Here is a 22,661-nt window from a genome sequence, read left to right as displayed (position 1 = left end):
TAAATTTAATAAAAACTCTTCACAACCTGTTAAAAAATGACCAAAAAAGATAAGTTTTTTTTCATTTTCCCCTTGAAGCCTTTTTTTTCATCCCCACAAAAGTGACATCTAAATATTTTGTTATTGCTCTGGATTAAAGCAATAACGATTAATCAAAAAGACTTAGTCTGATGGAGTTAATTATGAGCAACATTCGTCCATTACATGATCGCGTTGTAATTCGTCGCGTAGAAGAAGAAACCAAAACTGCTGGCGGTATTTTACTTCCAGGTTCTGCTGCTGAAAAACCATCTCAAGGTGAAGTAATTGCAGTAGGTAATGGTCAAATCACTGAGAATGGCGTACGTGCTTTGGATGTTAAAGTTGGTGACAAAGTATTGTTTGGTACTTATGCAGGTACAACAGTGAAAGTAAGTGGTGAAGAACTCTTAATCATGAAAGAGTCAGACATTTTAGCTGTGTTGGAAGGCTAATCAATCCATAACTCAATTCATTATCAGATTCAGTATTTAAAAAGATTCGGAGTTTAATATGTCAGCTAAAGACGTAAAATTTGGTGATTCAGCTCGCTCAAAAATGATTGCAGGTGTAAACGTACTTGCAGATGCGGTTAAAGTGACTTTAGGCCCTAAAGGTCGTAACGTTGTTATCGATCGTTCTTTCGGTGCTCCGCACATCACTAAAGACGGTGTAACTGTTGCTAAAGAAATTTCATTAAAAGACAAGTTTGAAAACATGGGTGCTCAACTTGTTCGTGAAGTTTCTAGCAAAACTAACGACATCGCTGGTGACGGTACGACAACTGCAACCGTACTTGCTCAAGCAATTTTGAATGAAGGGATCAAATCTGTAACTGCAGGTATGAACCCAATGGATTTAAAACGTGGTATCGATATCGCAGTAAGAACTGTAGTTGAAAATATCCGTTCAAATGCAAAACCAGCGGATGATTTCAAAGCGATCGAACAAGTAGGTTCTATCTCTGCAAACTCTGACACTACTGTTGGTAAACTTATCGCTCAAGCGATGGAAAAAGTAGGTAAAGAAGGCGTAATTACTGTAGAAGAAGGTTCTGGCTTTGAAGATGCATTAGACGTCGTAGAAGGTATGCAGTTTGACCGTGGTTATATCTCTCCTTACTTCGCAAACAAGCAAGATACTTTAACTGCAGAACTTGAAAACCCATTCATCCTTCTTGTTGACAAGAAAATCAGCAACATCCGTGAATTGATTTCTGTTTTAGAAGCAGTTGCAAAAACTGGTAAACCACTTCTTATCATCGCTGAAGATGTTGAAGGTGAAGCACTTGCTACGCTTGTTGTAAACAACATGCGCGGTATTATTAAAGTGTGTGCTGTTAAAGCTCCTGGTTTCGGTGACCGCCGTAAAGCAATGCTTCAAGATATTGCAATCTTGACTGGCGCAACTGTTATTTCTGAAGAAGTTGGTATGTCTTTAGAGCAAGCGACTCTTCAAGATTTAGGTACTGCGCACAAAATCACTGTTTCTAAAGAAAACACAGTTATCGTTGATGGTGCTGGTGATGCTGCTGGTATTGCTGAACGTGTTCAACAAATCCGTGCTCAAATCGAAGAGTCTACTTCAGAATATGACCGTGAAAAACTACAAGAACGTGTTGCTAAATTAGCAGGCGGTGTTGCTGTAATTAAAATCGGTGCAGCGACTGAAGTTGAAATGAAAGAGAAGAAAGACCGTGTAGACGACGCGCTTCATGCAACTCGTGCTGCGGTTGAAGAAGGTGTTGTTGCTGGTGGTGGTGTTGCTCTAGTACGTGCGGTAAATGCATTAGACAACTTAAAAGGCGCTAACGAAGATCAAACAGCGGGTATCAATATTTTACGCCGTGCGATCGAAGCTCCACTTCGTCAAATCGTTGCAAACGCTGGTGACGAGCCATCTGTAGTCATCAATGCTGTTAAGAATGGTGAAGGTAACTTTGGTTACAACGCTGCAACTGGTGAATATGGCGATATGTTAGAAATGGGTATTCTTGACCCAGCTAAAGTAACTCGTTCTGCACTTGAGCATGCTGCTTCTGTTGCTGGCTTAATGTTAACTACAGAATGTATGATTACTGACATTCCTGAAGATAAACCAGCTGTTCCAGATATGGGTGGCATGGGCGGTATGGGCGGAATGATGTAATATCGCATCAACGCTTTAACCAAAAAAAAATCCCTGCTTATGCAGGGATTTTTTTATTTTTCACATAATTTTAAGAAATAATTAAGTTCACTTGCTTATATTAAAAAAACAGGAACAGCAGCTAGAAGTTCCTCTTTTGTTACAACCATGCTTATTTACTTGTAGGCATGGTTTTTTTTAGCCTAATAAAATAATTAACCAAGTAATAGCGATGATAGAGAGTGCAACAAACTGAGCGGCACTTCCCATATCTTTTGCATTTTTAGAAAGTTGATGTTTCTCAAGAGAAACACGATCAACCACTGCCTCAATAGCCGAGTTGAATAGTTCCACGATCATTGCAAAAAGACATACAATAATCAGTAATACATGTTCGCTACGGCTCACATCAAGAAAAAAACTAACTGGAATCAAAATAATATTTATCAAAACAATTTGGCGAAAAGCAGCCTCATTTTTATAGGCTGCTTTAAATCCCGAAATGGAGTAGCCCGTAGCATTGAGTATGCGTTTCAGACCACTTTTACCCTTATAAGGAGAATAGCTATTCATTTACTTATATTTCTGACACTTTTCATGCATTATATAATTTGGGTCTTAAAAAATTATTAAATCTTTTTTAAAGATTTCGACTTTATAACTTGATAGAGAAGAAGAGATGAAAAAATTATGTGTCGCTTTGGGTCTTGCAATTGGAAGCATACATGCAAGTTATGCTGAGCCAAGTACAACCACACAAGTACCGGGATATTATCACCATCAATTTGGCAACTACCGTGTAACTTCTTTGCTTGATGGTACGATTTACTTAAATCCTGAATTATTTAAAAATTTAAATCAGGCACAAAAAACTAAAATTTTAACTAAATATGCTGCTGTTAATGAGAAAGGGATTCAGACTTCGGTAAATGCATTTTTAGTTGATGACGGCAAAAGCTTAACACTTGTAGACAGTGGGGCAGCAAGTTGTTTTGGACCGCAATTGGGTTCGATTGCAAAAAATATTGAATTGGCAGGTTATAAACTTGCTAATGTAAAAACTGTTTTACTTACTCATTTACACCCAGACCATGTGTGCGGTATTGCTCAAAATGGAAAAGCCGTATTTCCTAACGCAACTGTATATGCCCATGAGCGTGAAGCTGATTACTGGTTAAATCCTGCTTCTGAAAAAACAGTATCAGCAGACAAAAAAGAAAATTATTTGAGCACGGTTAAAAATGTAAAAACTGCTCTTGCTCCATATCAAGCAAAAAAAGCATTTAAGACATTTAAAGACGGCGATGTTATTCAAGGTTTTGAGGTGATTGATACGCGTGGTCATACACCAGGTCACCATAGCTTCCGCTTAAAAAGTAATGAGCAGCAAATCATTTTTGTTGGAGACATCGTACACTCACATTCTTTACAGTTTGATGCTCCAAAAACAGGAGTGGATTTCGATGTGAATTCTGAGCAGGCGATTAATACACGTTTAAAAATGTTTGCTGAAATTTCAAATAAGCAACAATGGGTTGCAGCGCCTCATTTACCGTTTCCGGGTATTGGTCATGTTTACAAAGTAAATGCTGAGCAGTATCAGTGGATCCCACTTTATTTTGATAATGTCGTAGAGAAATAAAAAAAACAGGGTATTTATTGCCCTGTTTTTTTATAAAAACGTTAATTATTTTGCGGCTTTTTCATAATTAATAACAGCTTCACGACCAAGTGCTGGGTCATCTGTAAAGACTCCATCAACACCCGCTTTGAAATAGGCTTCAAACTCTTTTAAAGCACCAGATGGGCAGCGCTCAGCTGGTTTATCTTGACTGCATTTTAAAGGCTTTGGTAAAAAGTTGTTTTCTGGACGGAAAGTATAAGGATGTACTTTTAAGCCAGCCGTATGTGCATCAGAAATAAATGAAGTCGTCTGAACTGAACCATTGTCATTAAAGTTAAGGATATAGCCTTTACTTGGCCCTACACCGTTTGCATATTTAGCAACTTCCTTTAATCCTTGTGCTGTGGCTAAATCAGCATAAGTTTTAGTGTCGCCAGCTTCAACGAAGTCGGCTGGTTGAGAGGTTTTAGCATCATATAATTGAATGATTTGTGCATGCTTAATCGTTTTATGAAGGTCGAGCTGATCTTTTAAATATTTTAAATTACTCACTTCAAAAGACTGTAAATAAACAGGTGCAATATCACGTGTATATTCATATTTGGCTAAGGTTTTAAGAAGGGTATCCTCCATTGCCAGTTTCTGGTTTTTAAAGTAAGTCGGATGTTTAGTTTCAATATATAAGCCAATAATTTTGCCCGTTTTCTTATAATTTGCTTCAGCCAGCTCAATCACTTGTTCTAGAGTCGGGACAGGATAAAGGTCGTTATAGGCTGTGTTTGCAGGTCGGAACTCTGGAATACGTTCACGCGCTTTAAGTTGCTGTAATTCACTTAAAGTGAAGTCTTCTGTAAACCAACCCGTTAAGTCTTTACCATCAATATTTTTTGTTGTTTTACGGTCTGCAAACTGACTTAAAATGCTTACATTAGTTGTCCCGCCAATCTCATTTTCATGGCGAGTAACCAATACGCCGTCCTGTGTGGAAACAAGGTCAGGCTCAATAAAATCTGCACCATCATCAATAGCCTTTTGATATGAAGCTAATGTGTGCTCAGGACGTAAAGCGCTCGCGCCACGGTGGCCTACCACCAAGATTTTAGGAAGTTGATATTCAGGTGTGGTCGGTGAATTTTCAGTTTTATCGTCGTCATTACAACCCACCAAGCTAATTAAACTTAAGCATAAAAGTGCTTTTTTAAACATAATTCTACTCATATTGTTTTAGTCGAAACGTATTTAGTCTGATGATTGAACTTGACGTGATCATGAAGAATTCATGAATTTTCAGTGACACTTGTTAAAACCTTGTTTATGGGTTTGTAGGAAATTCCAGTTCTTGCTTTGTTTTTGTTCTAATTGCATTTATTGTGTTAATTCTACTTGTCTTTTTTATATCGCTCGTTGATGATCAAGAGGCCAAATTTGGCATTGCCACCTGTTAATTGACGACTTAATTCTGAGCAGCCATGCTATCTAAATTTTTTATTCAGCGCCCTATTTTTGCCAGTGTTCTAGCAATTATTGTTATGGCATTTGGTGTTTTCTCGGTGCTGAATTTACCCGTAGAGCGCTATCCTGATATTGCCCCTCCTAAAATTACGGTATCGGCAAGTTATAGTGGGGCAGATGCACAAACGGTTGAGCAAAGTGTTACTCAGATTTTAGAGCAGCAAATACAAGGTATTGATCACTTACTTTATTTCAGCTCTACCAGTGATTCATCGGGACGTAGTCGAATTACCATTAGTTTTGATAATGGAACCAATCCAGATACAGCACAGGTCCAAGTCCAAAATAGTATTAGTGGTGTCATAAGACGTTTACCAGATGAAGTACAACGCCAAGGGGTGACGGTGAGTAAGTCACTCGGTGATACTTTTATGGTGATAGGTTTATATGACTCGTCTGGTAAATCGGGAAATATCGAGCTATCGGACTATTTAACTACACATGTGGTCGATAACCTAAACCGTATTGAAGGGGTGGGTGAATCTGATGTTTTTGGTTCGCAATATGCAATGCGAATCTGGCTAAATCCAGAGAAATTAAAACAATATAATTTAATGCCAAGTGATGTTGCCAGTGCAATCACCGCTCAAAATACACAAGTTGCCGCAGGTGCAATCGGTGATTTACCTGTTATTGATGGACAATATTTAAATACTAAAGTCACTGCAGGTTCTCGACTAAAAACAGTCGAAGATTTTAAAAATATTGTAGTGAAAGCCAATCAAACAGCCAGCTATGTCTATTTAAAGGATATTGCTAGAGTCGAGTTGGGTGCAGAAAATTATCAATCTTTTAACACCATTAATGGCTATCCAGCCGCTGGTTTAGGTATTTCGCTATCTTCGGGCGCAAATGCGATTCAGACCTCTAAACTCATCCATCAAACTCTAGATCAGCTGACAACTAAATTACCTGCTGGCTATAAAATTGTTTATCCACGAGATAATACGCCGTTTGTTCAAGAGTCAATTAAGGAAGTCGTAAAGACGCTTATTGAAGCCATTATTTTAGTTATTTTGGTGATGTTCCTGTTCTTGCAAAGCTGGCGCGCTACACTCATTCCGAGTATTACCGTTCCTGTTGTTATTTTAGGAACTTTTGCTGTTTTATATGTGCTCGGTTTTAGTATTAACACTTTAACGTTATTTGCATTGGTACTCGCTATTGGTTTGTTAGTCGATGATGCGATTGTGGTGGTCGAAAACGTTGAGCGACTTATGCATGAACAGCATTTAACACCGAAAGAAGCAGCCATTGAGTCGATGGGAGAAATTAGTGGAGCTTTAATTGGGATTACATTGGTTTTAACTGCCGTTTTTATTCCAATGTCGTTTTTAGGTGGCTCAATTGGGGTAATTTATCGCCAGTTTTCTATTACTTTAGTTGCCGCTATGGCGTTATCGCTCGTCGTTGCCTTAGTGCTTACACCTGCGTTATGCGCTTTAATTTTAAAGCCTAATCCAGAGCCTATGCGTTGGGCGGTTTGGTTTAACAAAAAAATTGATCAACTTAAAAATCAATATATAAAAATCGTTCAAACAAGCATTCGCTACAGTAAATCGGTTGTGGTCATTTTTGTGGCTTTGATTGCTGTGTTTATGCTGTTTTATAGCGGTTTAAAAAGTGGATTTATTCCTAAAGAAGATCAAGGCATTTTAAGTGTTCAAATTAAGCTTGTTGATAGTGCACCAATTTCGCAAAGTCAGAAAATTGGAGAACAAGTCCGTCAATACTTCTTAACCCAAGAAGATAAGAATGTGGATTTGGTTTTGATCCGCTATGGTCGAAATTATTCTGGTACAGGGCAGAACTTGGCACAAGGATTTATCGCTTTAAAACCTTGGGATGTACGTACAGGTAAAGAAAATTCGGCTGAAGCTATACAAAAGCGTGCGATGAAATATTTTAGTCAATTCAATAATGCACAAATTAATGTGACATTACCTGCTTCAGTCAATGGTTTAGGCCAAACCGATGGTCTGGATTTATGGATTCAAGATTTGAATGGGCAAGGGCAAGATTTTCTAGATAATACCTTCCGTCAGTTGCAAACCCAGAGTAAAAGCTATTCAAGTTTTGAAAACTTTGATAAGCAGTCTACTAACAGTAAAGCAAACCTTAATATTAAGATTGATCAGAAACAAGCATTAGCAAATGGATTAGAGCTACCCGCAATTAACAGCACTTTGTCGAGTGCATGGGGTGGAACATATGTAAATGACTTTATTGACCGTGGTCGTATCAAGCGTGTCATGATTCAAGGTGATGCCCAGTTCAGATCAAAACCGGAAGATTTATATAATTGGTCTGTACGTAATAACCAAAATGAAATGGTACCTTTTAGCTCATTTGCTAACTTCAGTTGGGGCGGCGCTCCTGAAATTGTAAAACGTTATATGGGTTATAGCGCTTTGCAGTTACAAGCCGATGTGGCGAGTGGGAGCAGTTCGGGTCAGGCAATGAAAGATGTTGAACAACTCGTAAATCAGCAAAAAGACGTTGGCTTGGCATGGACAGGTTTATCTTTTGAAGAACAGAAGTCGACAAATCAGGCCGTCTGGTTATATTTAATTTCGGCAGGCTTTATCTTCTTATGCTTAGCCGCACTCTATGAAAGCTTAAGCATTCCTGCCGCCGTGATGACCTCTATTCCGCTTGGTGTAGGGGGAAGTGTCATCTTCTCTTATATTTTTGGTCTACCCAATGATGTGTATTTCCAGATTGCACTATTAACCACGATTGGCTTGTCTTGTAAAAACGCAATTTTAATTGTCGAGTTTGCAGCTTTGGCTCAGGAAAAAGGTAAGACTGCAATTCAAGCAGCTCTAGAAGGCGCAAGCTTACGTTTAAGACCGATTTTAATGACTTCTTTGGCTTTTGGTGCAGGTGTAATTCCTTTGGTCTTTGCACAAGGGGCAGGGGCTGTAAGCCGTCAAGAAATCGGTATTAGTATTTTAGGTGGCGTTATGTTCGGTACCGTACTGGTTCTGTTTTTTATACCAGTCATGTACGTGTTATTGCGTTCATTGTTTAGATCGAAAGCTGCTCGTTAAGTAAATAATTTAAAAAGAGGTATTAAATCAAGTATATTAAGATTAACTTCTCTTCATATATTTGATTTAGATGCCTCAAGAAAAAAAATTAACAGAGCAACAGGTTATCGCACTAGAACGAGATCTGGCCAAGTTCGCGACTATGATGGACAGCGCGGTTCGTATTCCTTTTACAAAGCAGGGCATTGGTGCCGATGCTGCACTGAGTACTATTCCGATTGCCGGTGATGTTGCTGGTTTCGTATTGACCTGTTATGCGATTTATAAAGCTAAACAAATTGGTGTACCTCAACATAAGCTAACGCCAGTCATCAAACTCGCTGTTGTTGATGCTGTAGTAGGCTTTGTTCCTGTGGCTGGAACTATTTTCGATATTTTTATACGCCCGAGTCGAAAAGCATTAGATGTGGTTCATACGCATATACGCGAAGAATATAAGATCCAAAGTGATATTCATGTCGTTCATCCATATTTACATGAAAAACTCGAAAAGAAGCAGCAGCATTCGGCTTTCTGGCGTAATTCTATGGTGAGTTGGTTATGGTTACATATACCCGATTTATTAGGTGCGTTTGTACTGCTTTTACTTGGCTTGGCTATTTGGTGGGGCGTAAGTTACCTGTGGGATCTCTATCAAGCCATGTAATAAAAAATAAAGCCTCCAGTTGGAGGCTTTATTTTTACATTAAACGTTTTATGGGCAATCTAATTGATGTAAAGCTGCCACACGTTGTTCAATTGTTGGGTGGGTTTGGAACAAAGCAGCTAAGCTGAAACCTTGTTCTTTACCTTCCGCAATTGCGAAAGCTTTCATTTCTTTTGGCATTTGATCTGGCATTTCAGTCTCAGCTTGTAGACGCAATAATGCAGAAATCATTGCTTGTTTACCTGCTAAACGTGCACCTGCTTCATCAGCACGGTATTCACGATAACGAGAGAACCACATCACAATGGCAGAAGCGAGAATACCAAAGACGATATCCAATACCATGGTAATAATGAAGTAACCCATACCAGGGGCTTCATCGTCTTGACGACCAAAGACATTACGGTCGATAAAGTCACCAACTACACGAGCAAAGAACATAACAAAGGCGTTTACAACACCTTGGATGAGCGCTAGGGTAACCATGTCACCATTCGCAACGTGACCAATCTCGTGCGCAAGCACTGCACGTAGCTCATCTTTGTTCATACGTTCAAGTAGACCAGATGAAACGGCAACTAAGGCATCATTTTTGTTCCAGCCTGTTGCAAAGGCATTGGATTGATATGATGGAAAAATACCAACCTCTGGCATGTTAATACCAGCGCGTTGAGAAAGTTCAGCGACTGTTTGCAATAACCAGCTTTCAGCTTGGTTACGAGGAGCATTCGGGTCGATCAGTTCTGTACCGGTCGTTTTCTTAGCCATCCATTTTGACATGAATAACGAGATTAAAGATCCCACCATACCAAACACAAAACAGATCACTAAAAGGTTGCCTAGATTCAAGCCACCCGCGCCATGGTAACTACCGACACCGAAGAGTGACAAAATAATGCCAGCTACAACCAGTACCGCGAGGTTGGTAAGCAAAAACAAACCAATCCGCATCATTGAGAAAATCCTCTTATAAATAAAATGTTATCTGATTTACAAATTTGAAATCATGAAGCTAATATGCGGGGCTTGGGGGAAAAATTCAAGAAAAAAATAAGGAATTGATACATTCTTTCATGTAGCAGAATGTACCTAAATTTAAAGAATAATTGGCTAAATTCGTCAAAATGGTAAAGATCAGGTAATAGATCATTACAATTTAAAATATCTGAACTTATCTAAATAGAACTGCGAGCCGCCGTTCTTCTTTACTGTTTATTCAATTCGTATATGGGCAATTGCTGTGGCATTATTGGTGACATAAGTGCCCGTTGGTGCATCGGTATAGGTACCGTCAGGTAAAGTCACGATTTGACGAGAAGATGAATATTTAGGTGATTGAGTCGTGATTTGAGCTGTTGTGTTTTCTGCCAAATTAGAAGGATGTGAAACGGTTTGTACTGAAGCATTAGTAAAAGATGAAAAACCTGAACCCGATGCATATAGGTTTTGGTATCGACTTGTTACACGGCGCACATAATCTTGTGTTTCACGGAAAGGGGGAATACCGCCATATTTATCGACATTACCTTCACCGGCATTGTAAGCCGCAAGTGCCATTTGCGTGTTTCCATTAAAACGCTTGAGTAACCAGCTTAAATATTTAGCGCCTGCAAAAATATTTTGTTGCGGGTCATAGGCGTTAGAGACATTAAAACGACGTGCAGTCGCAGGCATGAGCTGCATTAAGCCTTGAGCACCTACTGGCGAACGAGCTCTTACGTTAAATCCTGACTCGGTGTGCATAACGGCTTTAATTAGACCTTCTGAAACACCATGTTGTTGTGCAGCTTGTCTAATAATGTGGTCGAAAGCATTTTTATTCTTATTGTAGCTTGGCAAAACAGAAGCTTCGGATGCTCCCCAGTTTGTATAACTGTGAATATTACTATCTGGATAATAGGTTACTTTTACTTTTTTTAGAGAGTGATCATAGCTTTTTCGGTTGGTGAGCAATGTACTACCGTTTTTATCTTGGTAAATATACATTTGACCTGCTGAACTTGAAGTTATGCCGACCATCAAAGTGGTCATCCCCAGCGAACAAGAAATAAGAAATTGAACCGATTTTTTCATTTTATGTTATTCACAATTTTAAGGTACTCAAAACTTGCAAAAGAGTTTATCAAAAAATACAACTTAAAGAAGATTTGTGTAATTTTTTTTATTTCGACTCTTTCAAAAAATCAAGCTTATTTGTTCGAATGCTCATCAAAAAAAATTAAAAAATTTTTTTAAAATGATTCTATTGACTTGAATAACATGTTGATTATTAAAGGTAAAAAACATTGGTTAAAAAATGATCAATTTAAATAAAACCCTTAACAGAAGGTCAAAACAGTTTGTCAAGTACGAAGAAATCCACAATTTTATCCACAGGTTTTGTGGAAAACTGTGGAAAAGTCCAAAAAGTAAGCATTTTGCACAAAATTTGAACGCTTGAGTCAAAAATAAAGCATGTGTTTTGCATCATGCATGAGCAATGTGACGACTTCAAGAATTGAAACTATTCTTTTGATGCGATTCTCTTCTGAATCATATAAAATTGCGCGGTATTTTTATTTATGGGTATACCTCGTCTATGTACGCGCCAGTTGAGTCCAATCAGGGATTTAATTTTAAGCCTGAACTTCCAACAAGCTCGGCCTATTACCGTTTGCTCAAGAAGCTTCGCCGTCAAGTTGGGCATGCTATTCGTGACTTCAATATGATTGAAGATGGCGATAAGGTCATGGTGTGTGTGTCTGGTGGTAAAGACAGTTATACCTTGCTCGATATTTTGTTGCAGTTTAAGCGTATCGCACCGATTAATTTTGATGTGGTTGCGGTTAACCTTGACCAAAAACAACCAGGCTTTCCTGAAGATGTTTTGCCTCGTTATATGGAAGAGAACAACATTCCATATTACATTTTAGAAAAAGACACCTATACCATTACTAAACGTTTAACGCCGGAAGGTAAAACCTACTGCGCAGTATGTTCACGTTTACGCCGTGGTTCTTTATATGGCTTTGCACAAGAAATTGGTGCAACTAAAGTGGCTTTAGGTCATCACCGTGACGATATCATCGCGACGTTCTTCTTAAACCTATTTCATGGCGGTAGCTTAAAGGCGATGCCTCCAAAGCTTTTATCGTCAGATAAAAAGAACATTTTGATTCGTCCTTTGGCCTATGTTGAAGAAAAAGACATTATTAAATATGCCGAGTTACGTCAGTTCCCAATCATTCCATGTAACCTTTGTGGTTCGCAGGAAAACCTACAGCGTGCCATGCTTAATGAAATGCTACGTGAATGGGATAAACAATATCCGAAGCGCTTACACAGCATTTTCGGTGCGTTACAGAACGTATCTCCATCTCAGTTAGCGGATCGTGAGCTGTTCGATTTTGAAGCTCTAGACTCTCAGCGTGAGTTGGATATTAAAGATCCAGAAGAGCTTAAGAAACGTTTAGATGTAGTGAACTTAAGCTTTGCTGCTGAATAAACGCTAGCATAAAGAATGTTAAAGGCACTTTATAATCAAGTGCCTTTAATGTATCAAAATACTAAAAAATGAATGTTCCGTACAAAAAGTCATAGCCCAAAATTTAAATTACATGCTATAACAACCCACAAGCAGAATTGCTTCACATGATGTTGTCTGGATAGGCAACTAGAGAAATTGAACAAATAAATTTGAGGAAGAATCATGCCTGCATTTTTAACTGAAGATTGGTTTGCGACTGTCGAAAAATTAACTGCTGAAGCAGGTGATCTTAATTTGCCACCCGCTCTTGCGAATTTGGCAATTAATTTAGTAGTTACAGATGCTGCTGGAAATACCGAATTAGCTTTAGATGGGGGTAAAATCCAAAAAGGTTTGTCTTCAAATGCCAAAACAACTTTAAATATGGATGCTGAAACTTTACGTAAAGTATTCCTAGAGTTTGATATGGCTGCTGCTATGCAGGCATTCATGACTGGTAAAATTAAAGTTCAAGGCGATATGTCTCAATTGATGGCTCTACAAACAGCTAAGCCAAGCCAAGAACAAAAAGATTTGTTTAAGAAAGTATTAGAACATACTGCTTAAACTTAAAAGAATTCATATAAAAAGCTTACCCAAAGAGGTAAGCTTTTTATTTATACAAACAATGAATTTATCAACTTTTAAATAATAAAAATTAGATATTGATTCGTGTTTGCGCCGTTTTAATATGTTCAAGATAAGCACGAATACGAGTGACATATTGAACCGCTTGCTTATATCGACCATTTCGCATTTTGTTACTTTGCAAATAATCGTAGAGATTAACCCACTGATTAGGGTCTTTCCCTTGTGCTTGCAAACGCTTCTGAATCTGACTTACCGCACCCGGTCCCATGTTGTAGGCCACAAGCGCGTACCAGTTCCGATCAGGGAATGGAATATTATCAAATTCACTTAACATTAAATCGTAATACTTCGCTCCACCTTGAATGCTCTGAGTTGGATCACTACGATTGTTTACACCCATTGCTCGAGCAGTGCTATTGGTTAGCATCATTAAGCCACGCACACCTGTGGGAGAAACAGATTCAGGCTTTAAATACGATTCTTGATAACCAATTGCGGCAAGTAAATGCCAATCTAGATCATACTTCGCTGCACTTTGCTTAAAGCTCGCTTTGTAAATCGGTAAACGTGTGCTTAAGTCACGTTGAATGGTTGACCATGCTTCTGGTTTCACCACATTGCGATTATAAAAAGAAGCAAGCTGCTGGGTCACACCATTTTGCTTACTCTGGCATACAAAGCCACTGGCAGTCTGGGTGAGTGGGTCATCAGCCTGTTTAAATACCCAACTTAACTCTGGGTTTAAGCCATTTTTTTGCAAATTTGCTATATCACCACAACTTGCGGAAAACGACATCAAACCTTTGTTTTCGATTGTGCTTAAACCTGCTGTAGTCATTGCAAAGTTTGCTTTACCTTGCTGGACCCATCTAAGTGCGGTGGCATTGTCTGCCACGATTTTAAAGTCCAGCTTTACATTTAGGTTCTGTGCATAGTTACGTGCTAGGTCATAACCAAAACCATGTAAAAACTGATCTTCTTTAAAAACGGTCGTCGGGCTTTCTACCGCAACAACAGTTAAAGTGTTTGTGTTAACTACAGTATTGTACTGTAGGGTTTTACCTGCATTAAGACTATGAAATGGGAGTAGTATAGTACTGAGTGCAAGCGCTTTTAACGGGAGAGAAGAAAATAAAGAGTTAAGGCAAAGCCTCGACCCAGAACTTGAATTACTGTGCATGTTGTCTCCGCTACAGATAATTTATGCCCTAAAAGCCAGACAATAAGCTGCCATAACTTCTAAAAGTTGATAAATTCAATAAGGGGTGGGCAGTCATGACGTCATTCAAAATGACATGAAATGAAAAAAACAAACTGTGTAGAAAATCTACATAGTTTTCGAGTGGGTTAAAAAATGCTCAACATTTAATCTGCGCGCATCATAATATTGAAAAAAAGTAATGTCAAATTTTGTACAATTAAATCTTCGATATAACATCATAAACACATGAATTTCTTAAGGAAGAAAATTTATACACTTCTGATGTGAGAAAATAGGGTATAAAATGCTACATCTTGTAAGCGATATGTTGTTGAACAGTGGTTTTTAATCATGAAATCTAACTTAATCACACGGTCAGGGCATGACAAATTAGTTGCTGAATTAAAACAACTTTGGCATGAAGAACGACCTGAAATCACCAAAAAAGTAAACTGGGCTGCAAGCTTGGGTGACCGCAGTGAAAATGCGGATTATCAATACAATAAGCAGCTCCTTAGAAAAATTGATCGACGTGTACGCTATTTAGGAAAACGCTTAGAAGAATTAAAAATTGTTGATTACTCACCAGAGCAAGACGGCAAGGTTTACTTTGGCGCTTGGGTACAGATTGAAAATGAAGAAGGCGAGCAAAAAACTTTACGTATTGTAGGAATCGATGAAATTTATGATCATCATCCGCAACATATCTCAATTGAATCGCCAATGGCGCGCGCATTACTCGGTAAAGAAGTCGATGATGAGATCGAAGTGCACACGCCATCTGGGAAAAAGTTGTGGTATATCAATACAATTCGCTATGAAAAGACAGAAAACCCAGAAAATTAAACAGATTTGTTTTTATTTTGAGCGGTTGAATTAAAAATTAAATAAAAGATTTGCCAACTTGTGTTTTTGTTTATATTATAGCGCTCGTTGGAAGCGTGGCAGAGCGGTTTAATGCACCGGTCTTGAAAACCGACGAGGGTGTGAGTCCTCCGTGAGTTCGAATCTCACCGCTTCCGCCAAAATTCTTAAAAAGCCCTTGTTAATGACGAGGGCTTTTTTTTATCTATATTCTTTAGCGCATAATAAATATGAATTATGACTTTTATATTTAATAAAAACTTATGAAAAATTTAGATGGTTTACTCAGCAGAATTCAAGCAAAGACATTGAGTTTAGTTACCCATAGAGATGGAGCTACTGTATACAAAGCACAAACTACTCAAGGATATGTTTTTGTAAAAATCTATACACGTAAAGTAGATCATGAAAGATATTGTGAAATATTGGATGGGCTTAGAGCGTTTTCATTGGCCCCAAAACTATTAAATCAATTTGAATGGGAAAATTATTTTGTTGTTGTAATGAGTGCTTTAGAAGGGCAGCCAGTAAATAACATTTTAAAAAATTGTTCGAGAACAGAAAAATTATCCTTACTAAAAGAGGCAGGCGCATCTCTAGGAAGTTTTCATCGAGCGATTAGTTCTTCGCGTTTATTTGAGATGAAATTCTGGAAAGGACGAGATGACTCTTCAAAAGATCCAACTTTATGGAATGAACATCTAAAATTAATGACAACAAAATGGATGTCACGTATTGATCCCACTAAAGCTGACTATCAAGAATTTAGTTATGAGTTGAGTGAGTTGCTTTTATATTGCAAAGACTTGCGGGAACCAACCCAATTTAGTCTTTTGCATTGTGATTATATTGGTCGAAACCTTCTTGCAACTAGCTGTAATAAAATCTCTGGTATTTTAGATTATGAAGCGGCTCGTATTGGTGATGCTGTTTATGATTTAGCAAAGATCGTTTGGTTGGATATGGATTTCTCTGATTTAGAGTTAAGACATGCTTTTCTACAAGGTTGGGAAATGACTTATGGGGAAGTAGTACCTCAAAGGGAGTTTCTAACTTATGTCGGGATTCAATGCCTTGCAGCAATAGCATGGACAGATAAAAATGCGCATATTGAAGGTAATACTGTCTTTAGAGCGTCAGCAATTAAAGCATTAAAAATAGTCTTAGAAGAGTTGCAGATGTAGTTTTAGTAAATTTTTAGTTTTATTCATAAATATTGCTGATTCTTGATAAATATTTTTATTTTTTTAGAATGCATATTATTTTGATTTTAGAAGAAAATTACCAAATAACTCTCTACAGCCCCTAATGTATATTCTATTTATCTGAAAAATTTATACATATTAAGTACCTTTCCGAAAAGCAAACATGTAAAAAGTTATAAAATAGGCCGAGAAATACCCTTTTATAAAAACATGTCTTAAGCTTTCTTCAAAATAAAGAGGGTAACCTTTTCCTATGATAATGGAGAATAGAATTGAAAAACTCATAAACAAAAAAATATAGAAGACTTTTGAAAACATGATGTAGTTTTTAGAAAATTCTTTTTTATTAAAAAATAAATTTGTTATTTTTTCTGTAAGAAAAATTGAGACTAGACAAGTGAATATTCCCAATATAATACTAACTAAAAGTGTATTTAACATTTAAAAACCCTAATTTAAAGAATAATTTGATTTGGGTGTTTTCTGAAAAAAACATGAAATATGGGAAATTATAATTAACCATAATCTGAATTGTTTTGATCTAAAAAGAAAGAAAAGAATAATAACTTTCCCCCGATGTGTTTTCATAAAAAAAGATTCCGTTAGAATGATTATGTTAATACTTACAAGTAGGAGAGTATATGTTTGCTGAGTTTGGGGTAGTAAATTTTTGGACGTACCTACTTGGTACGACACTGATTGTTTTGATACCTGGTCCAGAAACAATGTTTGTTATTAAAACAAGTATTAGTGGTGGTATTAAACGGGGCTTTGCTGCAATATTTTCCATTCTCTTGAGTGACATGATTCTGGTTCTATTAGCATGGTGCGGAATTGCTGCGGTAATAAGTTCAACGCCAGCCTTGTTCAACGCTATCAAATATGCAGGTGCCGCATATCTTTTTTACTTGGGTATACAGACAATACGTGCCATTTTTAAGCCTAAGGTTGAAGTGAGCAAAGAAAGACAGATTGAAGCTGATGGTCGGGGTATTATAGGGCGAGGTATGTTGGTCACTCTATTGAACCCCAAAACATTGTTATTCTATATTTCCTTCTTTGCACAGTTCATTAACGTCCACGCTGAGCATTCTTGGGTAGCGTTCATTTTTCTTGCTGCTGTGATGTTCGTAATTACTCTCTTATATTTTGGATTTCTAGTTTTCTGTGGTGCATATTTGATTAGTCGTCTTAAAGGTAACCGCAGATTATCCGCTATCGGAAATACGTTGGTAGGTATATTTTTCATTGGGTTTGCAGCTCGACTTGCAAATACCACATCATAATCACAAAGAACACGGCTGTATTTATTTTCCCTTTATAAACCCCAATTTAACAATAACCAACTCATTATTTATCCTTACTTTTTAATGATCTAATTTAAAACAAATGTCATTTTGTGTGCTTGACTGCTAAAGGGCAGAGCACTATCCTTTGCCTGCTGGCCTACATTGCCAGTCGGTCGTCGCAGACCGCATAATAACTCCCGCATCAGAGTCATTCCTTCTGAGGAATAGTCTTGTGTGGTAGCTACTCGTCCCTTTCCCGTAGCGGTAGGACGGGAGAGGGACACCTTCGGGTGTGCTAGTTTGAGTTATTACTAGTCTGCGAACCCTTTCTCGTTCTGCCACCATAATTCTATAAATGTCTGGCGGAACTCCCAAAATAAAAAGGAGTTGGCTTTGCACATCCATTATTTCTTGGCAGCCTTTGCCAGAGTCTATATCGACACAACTTAAACGTTAAAGCGGTTTGATTGCCAATTGGCTTTTCAGGCTTTAAATCGTCACGATTAAAACTTAGCAACAATAAAACTTGAGATGTGCCAAGCACAGTCTTTATAGGCTTTGCTATGCCTTTTTTCTCCCAAAAAAAGCAAAGGTTTTTATATCTCTTTTATATACAACAAAAATTTATTTTATAACGGTAAAACTATGCCATATGTAGATCTCCCATTTCGTGCTTTAAGCGTGCTTCATACTTCCCGATATCTTTTTAATAAATATGGCTTCCATAAGGTCGGGGTAGATCGAATTATCGAATCAGCAAAAGTGCCTAAAGCGACTTTTTATAATTACTTTCACTCAAAAGCACGACTTATTGAAATGAGTTTAACCTTTCAAAAAGATGGCCTTAAACAAGAAGTGCTTTCAATTATCTATTCATATCGTGAACTTATGGTGTTTGATAAACTCAAAAAAATTTACTTTCTGCATGCCAATTTAGAAGGTCTTTATCATTTGCCATTTAAGGCAATTTTTGAAATTGAAAAGCTTTATCCTGCAGCCTATAAAGTCGTAATTGACTATCGAAATTGGTTTATTAATGAAATTTATAAATTGCTTTTAACGGTAAAACTTACGGCTACACTTGAAGATGCTCACATGTTTTTGTTTGTGATTGATGGGGCTATGGTTCAGCTTTTAAGTGAAAATAAAGTCGATGATCGAGAGCGGTTGTTAGATTATTTTTTAAAGCAGACTATGTCGATGTAGAGAAGATATTTCTAGATTGGTTTTTTTAAAGCTTATCAAAAGATGGGCTTTTTTATTCTAAAACTGACCGTAATTATTGATTGGCCGCTTATAACGGCAACTACTCAATAAGGACAATAGATAATTACTTAAAGTGACAAAGATTCATAAAAAAGGGGAACAAAACTAAAATTTTTAATCATTCTTAAAAGTTATATATTAAAAAACTTAAATTTATGTATTGATTTTTTGATTTTTTTGGGAACTTATTTATGAATAAAAAGCACATTATTTTGTCTGCAATCATTGGTTTATTAGTGGGTGGTTTAGTAGGTTTCAATAGCGCAAAATAAGTTAAATTTTGTGAAAGAGCTGCACTTATTGCATTAAATCAAGCCCGTCCAATAATCACTATTGACGGGCTTTTTATGTTTTTATTTTAACTCGGGGTATTTATGAAATTTCTTCCTTTAATTTTTATATTTTGTGTTTTTTCAACGAGTTGTACCACATTGAAATCACAAAAAAATCATGAGACAAATGAATGTCTACGTTTTAGAAGCATGATGGTAGATTTGTTAGAACCTGCCGCACTTTATGCATTACAAGAAGCATGTATTAACTCTAAAGCTAGAAATCCCTAATTCTCTATTAAGTGCTTTATTAGAAATTAAAAAATAACTCTATACACTTATATCGAGAACTTGTAATGAAAATGAAATTTATTGCGTATGACCCCAATACTGGTCAAAAAATTAAATTAATCGAGTATCGGTTTAACGAGAGAGGGAAAGCGACTAAATACTATAGTGATGAGCACGGTAATTTTGTTTATAACCCACTCGATAAACAATTATTTGAGCGTGATTGTTATGCTTCAGTAATGAAGGTCATTATTGCCAAAAGAGATTATTACCTGATAGGCGAATGTTAAAAATAGTTTTTGACTTACAACCAATGATAAAAAACTCTACAGTCTTATAAATTGTATTTCAATCAAGATTAATGTAGGTTGATATTGCTAGGCACCCAAATGCTTAGAATTTCAGGTTTTGTGAATTTCACAAAGTTCATTTCTAAATAGGAAATGAGCTTTTTTTATTTTTATGCTTTTAACATAGTGCATTGTATTTACTATATTTTAATTAAGTTATGGTTATGTATAGAAAGCTTTAATACTTGATTTGAAATGACAGAATTTAAACAATCACTAATGATCTTATACGCTCCAATAGTTATAGTACAAACAAAATATTGTGAAGTGTAATACAAGTATGAAATATTTACCTTTTCTACTCATTTGTGGTCTTTTTACTGGTTGCGCAATGACTGGTAAAAACTCACCGCAAGAGACCAGTGAATGCATGAATTATAGAAGCATGATGACTGCCCCAATGGTGCCATCAGCTTTAGATGAGCTTAAAGAAAAATGTATTAAATCGAAAGCTCGTTAAATTGAGTTTGCTTAGGCGAGTTAAGAATATTAGCTATTACGCAATGTCCTCATAATGGCTAATTTTCAGCGGCTTTTACTTACATTCTTAGATAGGGTAGACTTTTTGGCCTTTTCTTTGTACTCAAGTGATAAGAGCGTGTCTATTTCAAATTGCTTAAAACTAATTTTTCTCATTACTACAATTCATCTTACCGCTTGTGCATCGTTATCATTGGAGTCTAAATATCCAAGCTACGAGCAGAAATTTACTAGTAAGGTATTACAAGAAGACAATATTATTGGAGTAGGCGAGACAAAATCTAAAAACCAACAATCGTCTGGTGCTCTACTTATCGGTGAGAAATTTAATTATCTACTTACCGAAGGTGGAACTGACTTATTAAAAATTATGCAAAAGTTACCTAACCAAGATCGTGTTCTACTTAATAAATTACCGCTTGAGCTAGATATTTATGATGAAAATGTTTTTTATGGGCACATGCATTTTTATCATCCAGTGCCTGTGAGTCAATTGAGTAATACGAAGAAGCAAGAGCTGCTTGCGTTGGGTTTTCTAGAAGAATCTATACAGGTGAAGAACCAAGAGAAAGGAATATATTTAAGTAGAAATATTGGTATACAAGGTTCTATTTATGAAGGCACAAAACAGAAGAGCCAGTTATCGTTAGCGGGTTCTATCCCAATTGTACTTCAAGAACAGCGTTTAACTACCGAAGAAAATAAAAGTAATGCTTTAAAGAAAAAGCTACTGTCTCCACTAGCACTCGGCTTGGATATTATTACTTTACCGATTCAATTAGGTGCAGAGAAACTTTCTAAAAAATAGTTTAGAAGCATATTTATAAACGATTTTAAGTGGGTTAATGGCAAAGCTTTCAACTATGTATATTAAAAGTTAAAAATAGTTGAAAGCCTAAAACTTTAATAACTTAGAATGTATTTTTAGTAATTACATCATCGTAAGGAAGTTTGCCCACACGTGGGTAAGGCTGAGAAGCTGACTTACCAACTGCAATCATTAAACACACCACGTGATCTTCAGGTAAGTTAATCAGTTTCGCCATCGCATCAAAGTCAAAACCATCCATAGGGCAGCTATCTAAACCATGCTCTTGAGCAAGCAGCATTAAGGTTTGAGCAAAGATACCCGCACTACGCATAACTTCATCACGTTGGGTTTGTGGACGGTCACGGTAATATTGGTCAATCGCGCCAACCATAATATTTTGAACTTCCGGAGTCGCTCCATCCCATACACGTTTAGCATCAGCTTCCCATGTACTTACTTTTGCGCATAGTGCAATCAGTAATGATGACTCTGTAACTTGTGGTTGGTCCCAAGCAATGGTACGGATTTTTTGTCTTAACTCAGCATCTTCAATGATGACTGGACGCCAGTGTTGTAAGTTAAAAGCGCTTGGGGCATTTGCTAAAACTTCTTGTAATAATTGCTTCTTGTCATCATCAGAGATTTGAAAAGCAGGGTCGAAGCGTTTAACTGCGCGACGGTTACGGATGGCATCAATAACATTCATAAGATTTTCCTACTTAAGAGGGGGTAGCGATACTAGTTAATTTTATAACGTTGAGCTACATCAGCCGAAGAAAAGTTTGGTAGTAATGTAATACGTAATTTTTCAAAATTATTCCATTGATTTTCGTCTTTCAGCACAGGAATTGTAATTGTTTCTTTACGGTCAAAACCAATCAGAGCTGCATCTACCAAATCATTGACCTCCATTAATGGCGGTATTTGGCTTAAATCTATACCTGAACGTTCCCAAATTTCGGTTTTAGTGGCAGAAGGCAATACGGCTTGCACATGCACGCCATAATCTTTTAATTCTAAATATAAACCTTGGCTAAAATATTGGATGAAAGATTTACTTGCACCGTAAATGGTAGAACCAAATTCAGGCGCTAGTCCAAGCACAGAACCTAAATTGATAATAGCGCCTTTACCTTTGCGTATAAGTTGCTGGGAAATTGCATGAGATAACCGAACAACTGCAGTCATATTTAAAGTCAGAAGTTTTTCAATCTCATGACGATCTTGAGTTAAAAAGTTTCCACTAAGGGCAATTCCTGCATTGTTGATTAAAATTTCAATATCAGCATCGTTTTTGAGTACATCTTCAATTTTACTAATGTCTTGATCTTTTGATAAATCGGCTTGAATGAACTCGACCTGTACACCGTATTTTTCTTGAAGATCTTTTGAAATCCTATCTAAGCGGTTTGTGTCCCGTGCAACCAAGATTAAGTGATAGCCACGTTGAGCAAATCGATCTGCATAAACAGAACCAATTCCTGACGAAGCGCCTGTAATAAGTACTTTTGATTGAGCTGACATGTGATATCTCTACGCTTTAATTTTTAGATGAT

Annotated in this window: 22 protein-coding genes and 1 tRNA gene; 15 read left to right on the top strand and 8 right to left on the bottom strand. The window is 37.0% G+C overall.

Translation table 11 applies throughout. The features are described 5' to 3' along the window. The first annotated feature begins 182 nt into the window (after positions 1-182). Together groES and groL are read left to right on the top strand one after the other, a co-directional pair. Positions 183-473 carry a co-chaperone GroES gene (groES, locus tag KTI78_RS01770; RefSeq protein WP_002120604.1) on the top strand — a complete coding sequence of 97 codons (291 nt, stop codon included), beginning with the start codon at positions 183-185 and terminating at the stop codon, positions 471-473. A gap of 58 nt (positions 474-531) precedes the next feature. Beyond that, a complete protein-coding gene (groL, locus tag KTI78_RS01765) occupies positions 532-2,166 on the top strand; it encodes a chaperonin GroEL (protein ID WP_016140195.1) in 1,635 nt (544 codons plus the stop codon). Positions 2,167-2,343: 177 nt separating this feature from the next. Here the strand turns inward: groL and KTI78_RS01760 are convergent, their stop codons facing one another. Beyond that, entirely contained in the window at positions 2,344-2,718 is a 375-nt protein-coding gene (locus KTI78_RS01760; RefSeq protein ID WP_002118962.1) for a diacylglycerol kinase, read from the bottom strand. Between the two features lie 106 nt (positions 2,719-2,824). Between KTI78_RS01760 and KTI78_RS01755 the strand changes: the two genes are divergently transcribed. Further along, positions 2,825-3,787, top strand: coding sequence for an MBL fold metallo-hydrolase (locus tag KTI78_RS01755; protein ID WP_262445008.1), 963 nt, complete (start codon positions 2,825-2,827; stop codon positions 3,785-3,787). Positions 3,788-3,832: 45 nt separating this feature from the next. Here the strand turns inward: KTI78_RS01755 and KTI78_RS01750 are convergent, their stop codons facing one another. After that, positions 3,833-4,975 (bottom strand): glycerophosphodiester phosphodiesterase, encoded by a 1,143-nt coding sequence (locus KTI78_RS01750; RefSeq protein ID WP_262445007.1) that lies wholly within the window; start codon positions 4,973-4,975, stop codon positions 3,833-3,835. A 263-nt stretch (positions 4,976-5,238) separates the two neighbouring features. On the opposite strand from KTI78_RS01750, the gene KTI78_RS01745 reads away from it, so the two are divergent. Together KTI78_RS01745 and KTI78_RS01740 are read left to right on the top strand one after the other, a co-directional pair. Next, complete coding sequence (locus KTI78_RS01745) at positions 5,239-8,334, top strand: multidrug efflux RND transporter permease subunit (RefSeq protein ID WP_262445006.1); 3,096 nt, start codon at positions 5,239-5,241, stop codon at positions 8,332-8,334. Positions 8,335-8,404: 70 nt separating this feature from the next. Beyond that, entirely contained in the window at positions 8,405-8,980 is a 576-nt protein-coding gene (locus KTI78_RS01740) for a DUF4112 domain-containing protein (RefSeq protein ID WP_262445005.1), read from the top strand. 48 nt (positions 8,981-9,028) lie between these two features. Here KTI78_RS01740 and htpX read toward each other — a convergent pair whose 3' ends face one another. Continuing rightward, a complete protein-coding gene (gene htpX / locus KTI78_RS01735; protein ID WP_002118851.1) occupies positions 9,029-9,934 on the bottom strand; it encodes a protease HtpX in 906 nt (301 codons plus the stop codon). 258 nt (positions 9,935-10,192) lie between these two features. Further along, a complete protein-coding gene (locus KTI78_RS01730; protein WP_262445004.1) occupies positions 10,193-11,053 on the bottom strand; it encodes a lytic transglycosylase domain-containing protein in 861 nt (286 codons plus the stop codon). A gap of 505 nt (positions 11,054-11,558) precedes the next feature. Here KTI78_RS01730 and ttcA point away from each other — a divergent pair. Next, positions 11,559-12,464, top strand: a complete 906-nt coding sequence (ttcA, locus tag KTI78_RS01725; RefSeq protein WP_016146199.1) for a tRNA 2-thiocytidine(32) synthetase TtcA — start codon at positions 11,559-11,561, stop codon at positions 12,462-12,464. A gap of 204 nt (positions 12,465-12,668) precedes the next feature. Next, positions 12,669-13,052 carry an SCP2 sterol-binding domain-containing protein gene (locus KTI78_RS01720; RefSeq protein WP_016140203.1) on the top strand — a complete coding sequence of 128 codons (384 nt, stop codon included), beginning with the start codon at positions 12,669-12,671 and terminating at the stop codon, positions 13,050-13,052. A gap of 91 nt (positions 13,053-13,143) precedes the next feature. Here KTI78_RS01720 and KTI78_RS01715 read toward each other — a convergent pair whose 3' ends face one another. Continuing rightward, the gene (locus KTI78_RS01715) at positions 13,144-14,256 is read right to left on the bottom strand and encodes a transglycosylase SLT domain-containing protein (RefSeq protein ID WP_174756382.1); all 1,113 of its coding nucleotides are present in this window, start codon (positions 14,254-14,256) and stop codon (positions 13,144-13,146) included. Positions 14,257-14,628: 372 nt separating this feature from the next. On the opposite strand from KTI78_RS01715, the gene greB reads away from it, so the two are divergent. The 3 genes from greB to KTI78_RS01700 all read left to right on the top strand — a co-directional run bounded on the left by greB (position 14,629) and on the right by KTI78_RS01700 (position 16,325). Next, positions 14,629-15,123 (top strand): transcription elongation factor GreB, encoded by a 495-nt coding sequence (gene greB / locus KTI78_RS01710; RefSeq protein WP_081172935.1) that lies wholly within the window; start codon positions 14,629-14,631, stop codon positions 15,121-15,123. A gap of 89 nt (positions 15,124-15,212) precedes the next feature. After that, positions 15,213-15,302, top strand: a tRNA-Ser gene (locus KTI78_RS01705). 102 nt (positions 15,303-15,404) lie between these two features. Beyond that, the gene (locus KTI78_RS01700) at positions 15,405-16,325 is read left to right on the top strand and encodes an aminoglycoside phosphotransferase family protein (protein WP_262445003.1); all 921 of its coding nucleotides are present in this window, start codon (positions 15,405-15,407) and stop codon (positions 16,323-16,325) included. A 159-nt stretch (positions 16,326-16,484) separates the two neighbouring features. On the opposite strand, the gene KTI78_RS17640 is transcribed toward KTI78_RS01700, so the two are convergent. Then, entirely contained in the window at positions 16,485-16,787 is a 303-nt protein-coding gene (locus KTI78_RS17640; protein WP_316249977.1) for a hypothetical protein, read from the bottom strand. Positions 16,788-16,987: 200 nt separating this feature from the next. On the opposite strand from KTI78_RS17640, the gene leuE reads away from it, so the two are divergent. The 5 genes from leuE (at position 16,988) to KTI78_RS01675 (ending at position 21,102) form a co-directional block, all read left to right on the top strand. After that, positions 16,988-17,632: a leucine efflux protein LeuE gene (gene leuE, locus KTI78_RS01695; protein WP_262445002.1), complete on the top strand. Its 645-nt coding sequence runs from the start codon at positions 16,988-16,990 to the stop codon at positions 17,630-17,632. A gap of 648 nt (positions 17,633-18,280) precedes the next feature. Then, positions 18,281-18,841, top strand: a complete 561-nt coding sequence (locus tag KTI78_RS01690; RefSeq protein ID WP_016140208.1) for a TetR/AcrR family transcriptional regulator — start codon at positions 18,281-18,283, stop codon at positions 18,839-18,841. Between the two features lie 688 nt (positions 18,842-19,529). Continuing rightward, complete coding sequence (locus tag KTI78_RS01685) at positions 19,530-19,754, top strand: hypothetical protein (RefSeq protein WP_262445001.1); 225 nt, start codon at positions 19,530-19,532, stop codon at positions 19,752-19,754. A 340-nt stretch (positions 19,755-20,094) separates the two neighbouring features. After that, a complete protein-coding gene (locus KTI78_RS01680) occupies positions 20,095-20,274 on the top strand; it encodes a hypothetical protein (protein ID WP_025470249.1) in 180 nt (59 codons plus the stop codon). A gap of 138 nt (positions 20,275-20,412) precedes the next feature. Continuing rightward, positions 20,413-21,102 carry a hypothetical protein gene (locus KTI78_RS01675; protein WP_262445000.1) on the top strand — a complete coding sequence of 230 codons (690 nt, stop codon included), beginning with the start codon at positions 20,413-20,415 and terminating at the stop codon, positions 21,100-21,102. A gap of 103 nt (positions 21,103-21,205) precedes the next feature. On the opposite strand, the gene KTI78_RS01670 is transcribed toward KTI78_RS01675, so the two are convergent. Next, the gene (locus tag KTI78_RS01670) at positions 21,206-21,811 is read right to left on the bottom strand and encodes a nitroreductase family protein (protein WP_262444999.1); all 606 of its coding nucleotides are present in this window, start codon (positions 21,809-21,811) and stop codon (positions 21,206-21,208) included. Positions 21,812-21,843: 32 nt separating this feature from the next. Continuing rightward, the gene (locus tag KTI78_RS01665; protein ID WP_262444998.1) at positions 21,844-22,629 is read right to left on the bottom strand and encodes an SDR family NAD(P)-dependent oxidoreductase; all 786 of its coding nucleotides are present in this window, start codon (positions 22,627-22,629) and stop codon (positions 21,844-21,846) included. Positions 22,630-22,661: the final 32 nt, after the last annotated feature.

The organism is Acinetobacter sp. WU_MDCI_Abxe161 (assembly GCF_025514355.1).
Classification (GTDB): domain Bacteria; phylum Pseudomonadota; class Gammaproteobacteria; order Pseudomonadales; family Moraxellaceae; genus Acinetobacter; species Acinetobacter pittii_E.
Note: the sequence above shows the minus strand (reverse complement) of the source record. Positions and strands in the feature narration are given on the sequence as shown.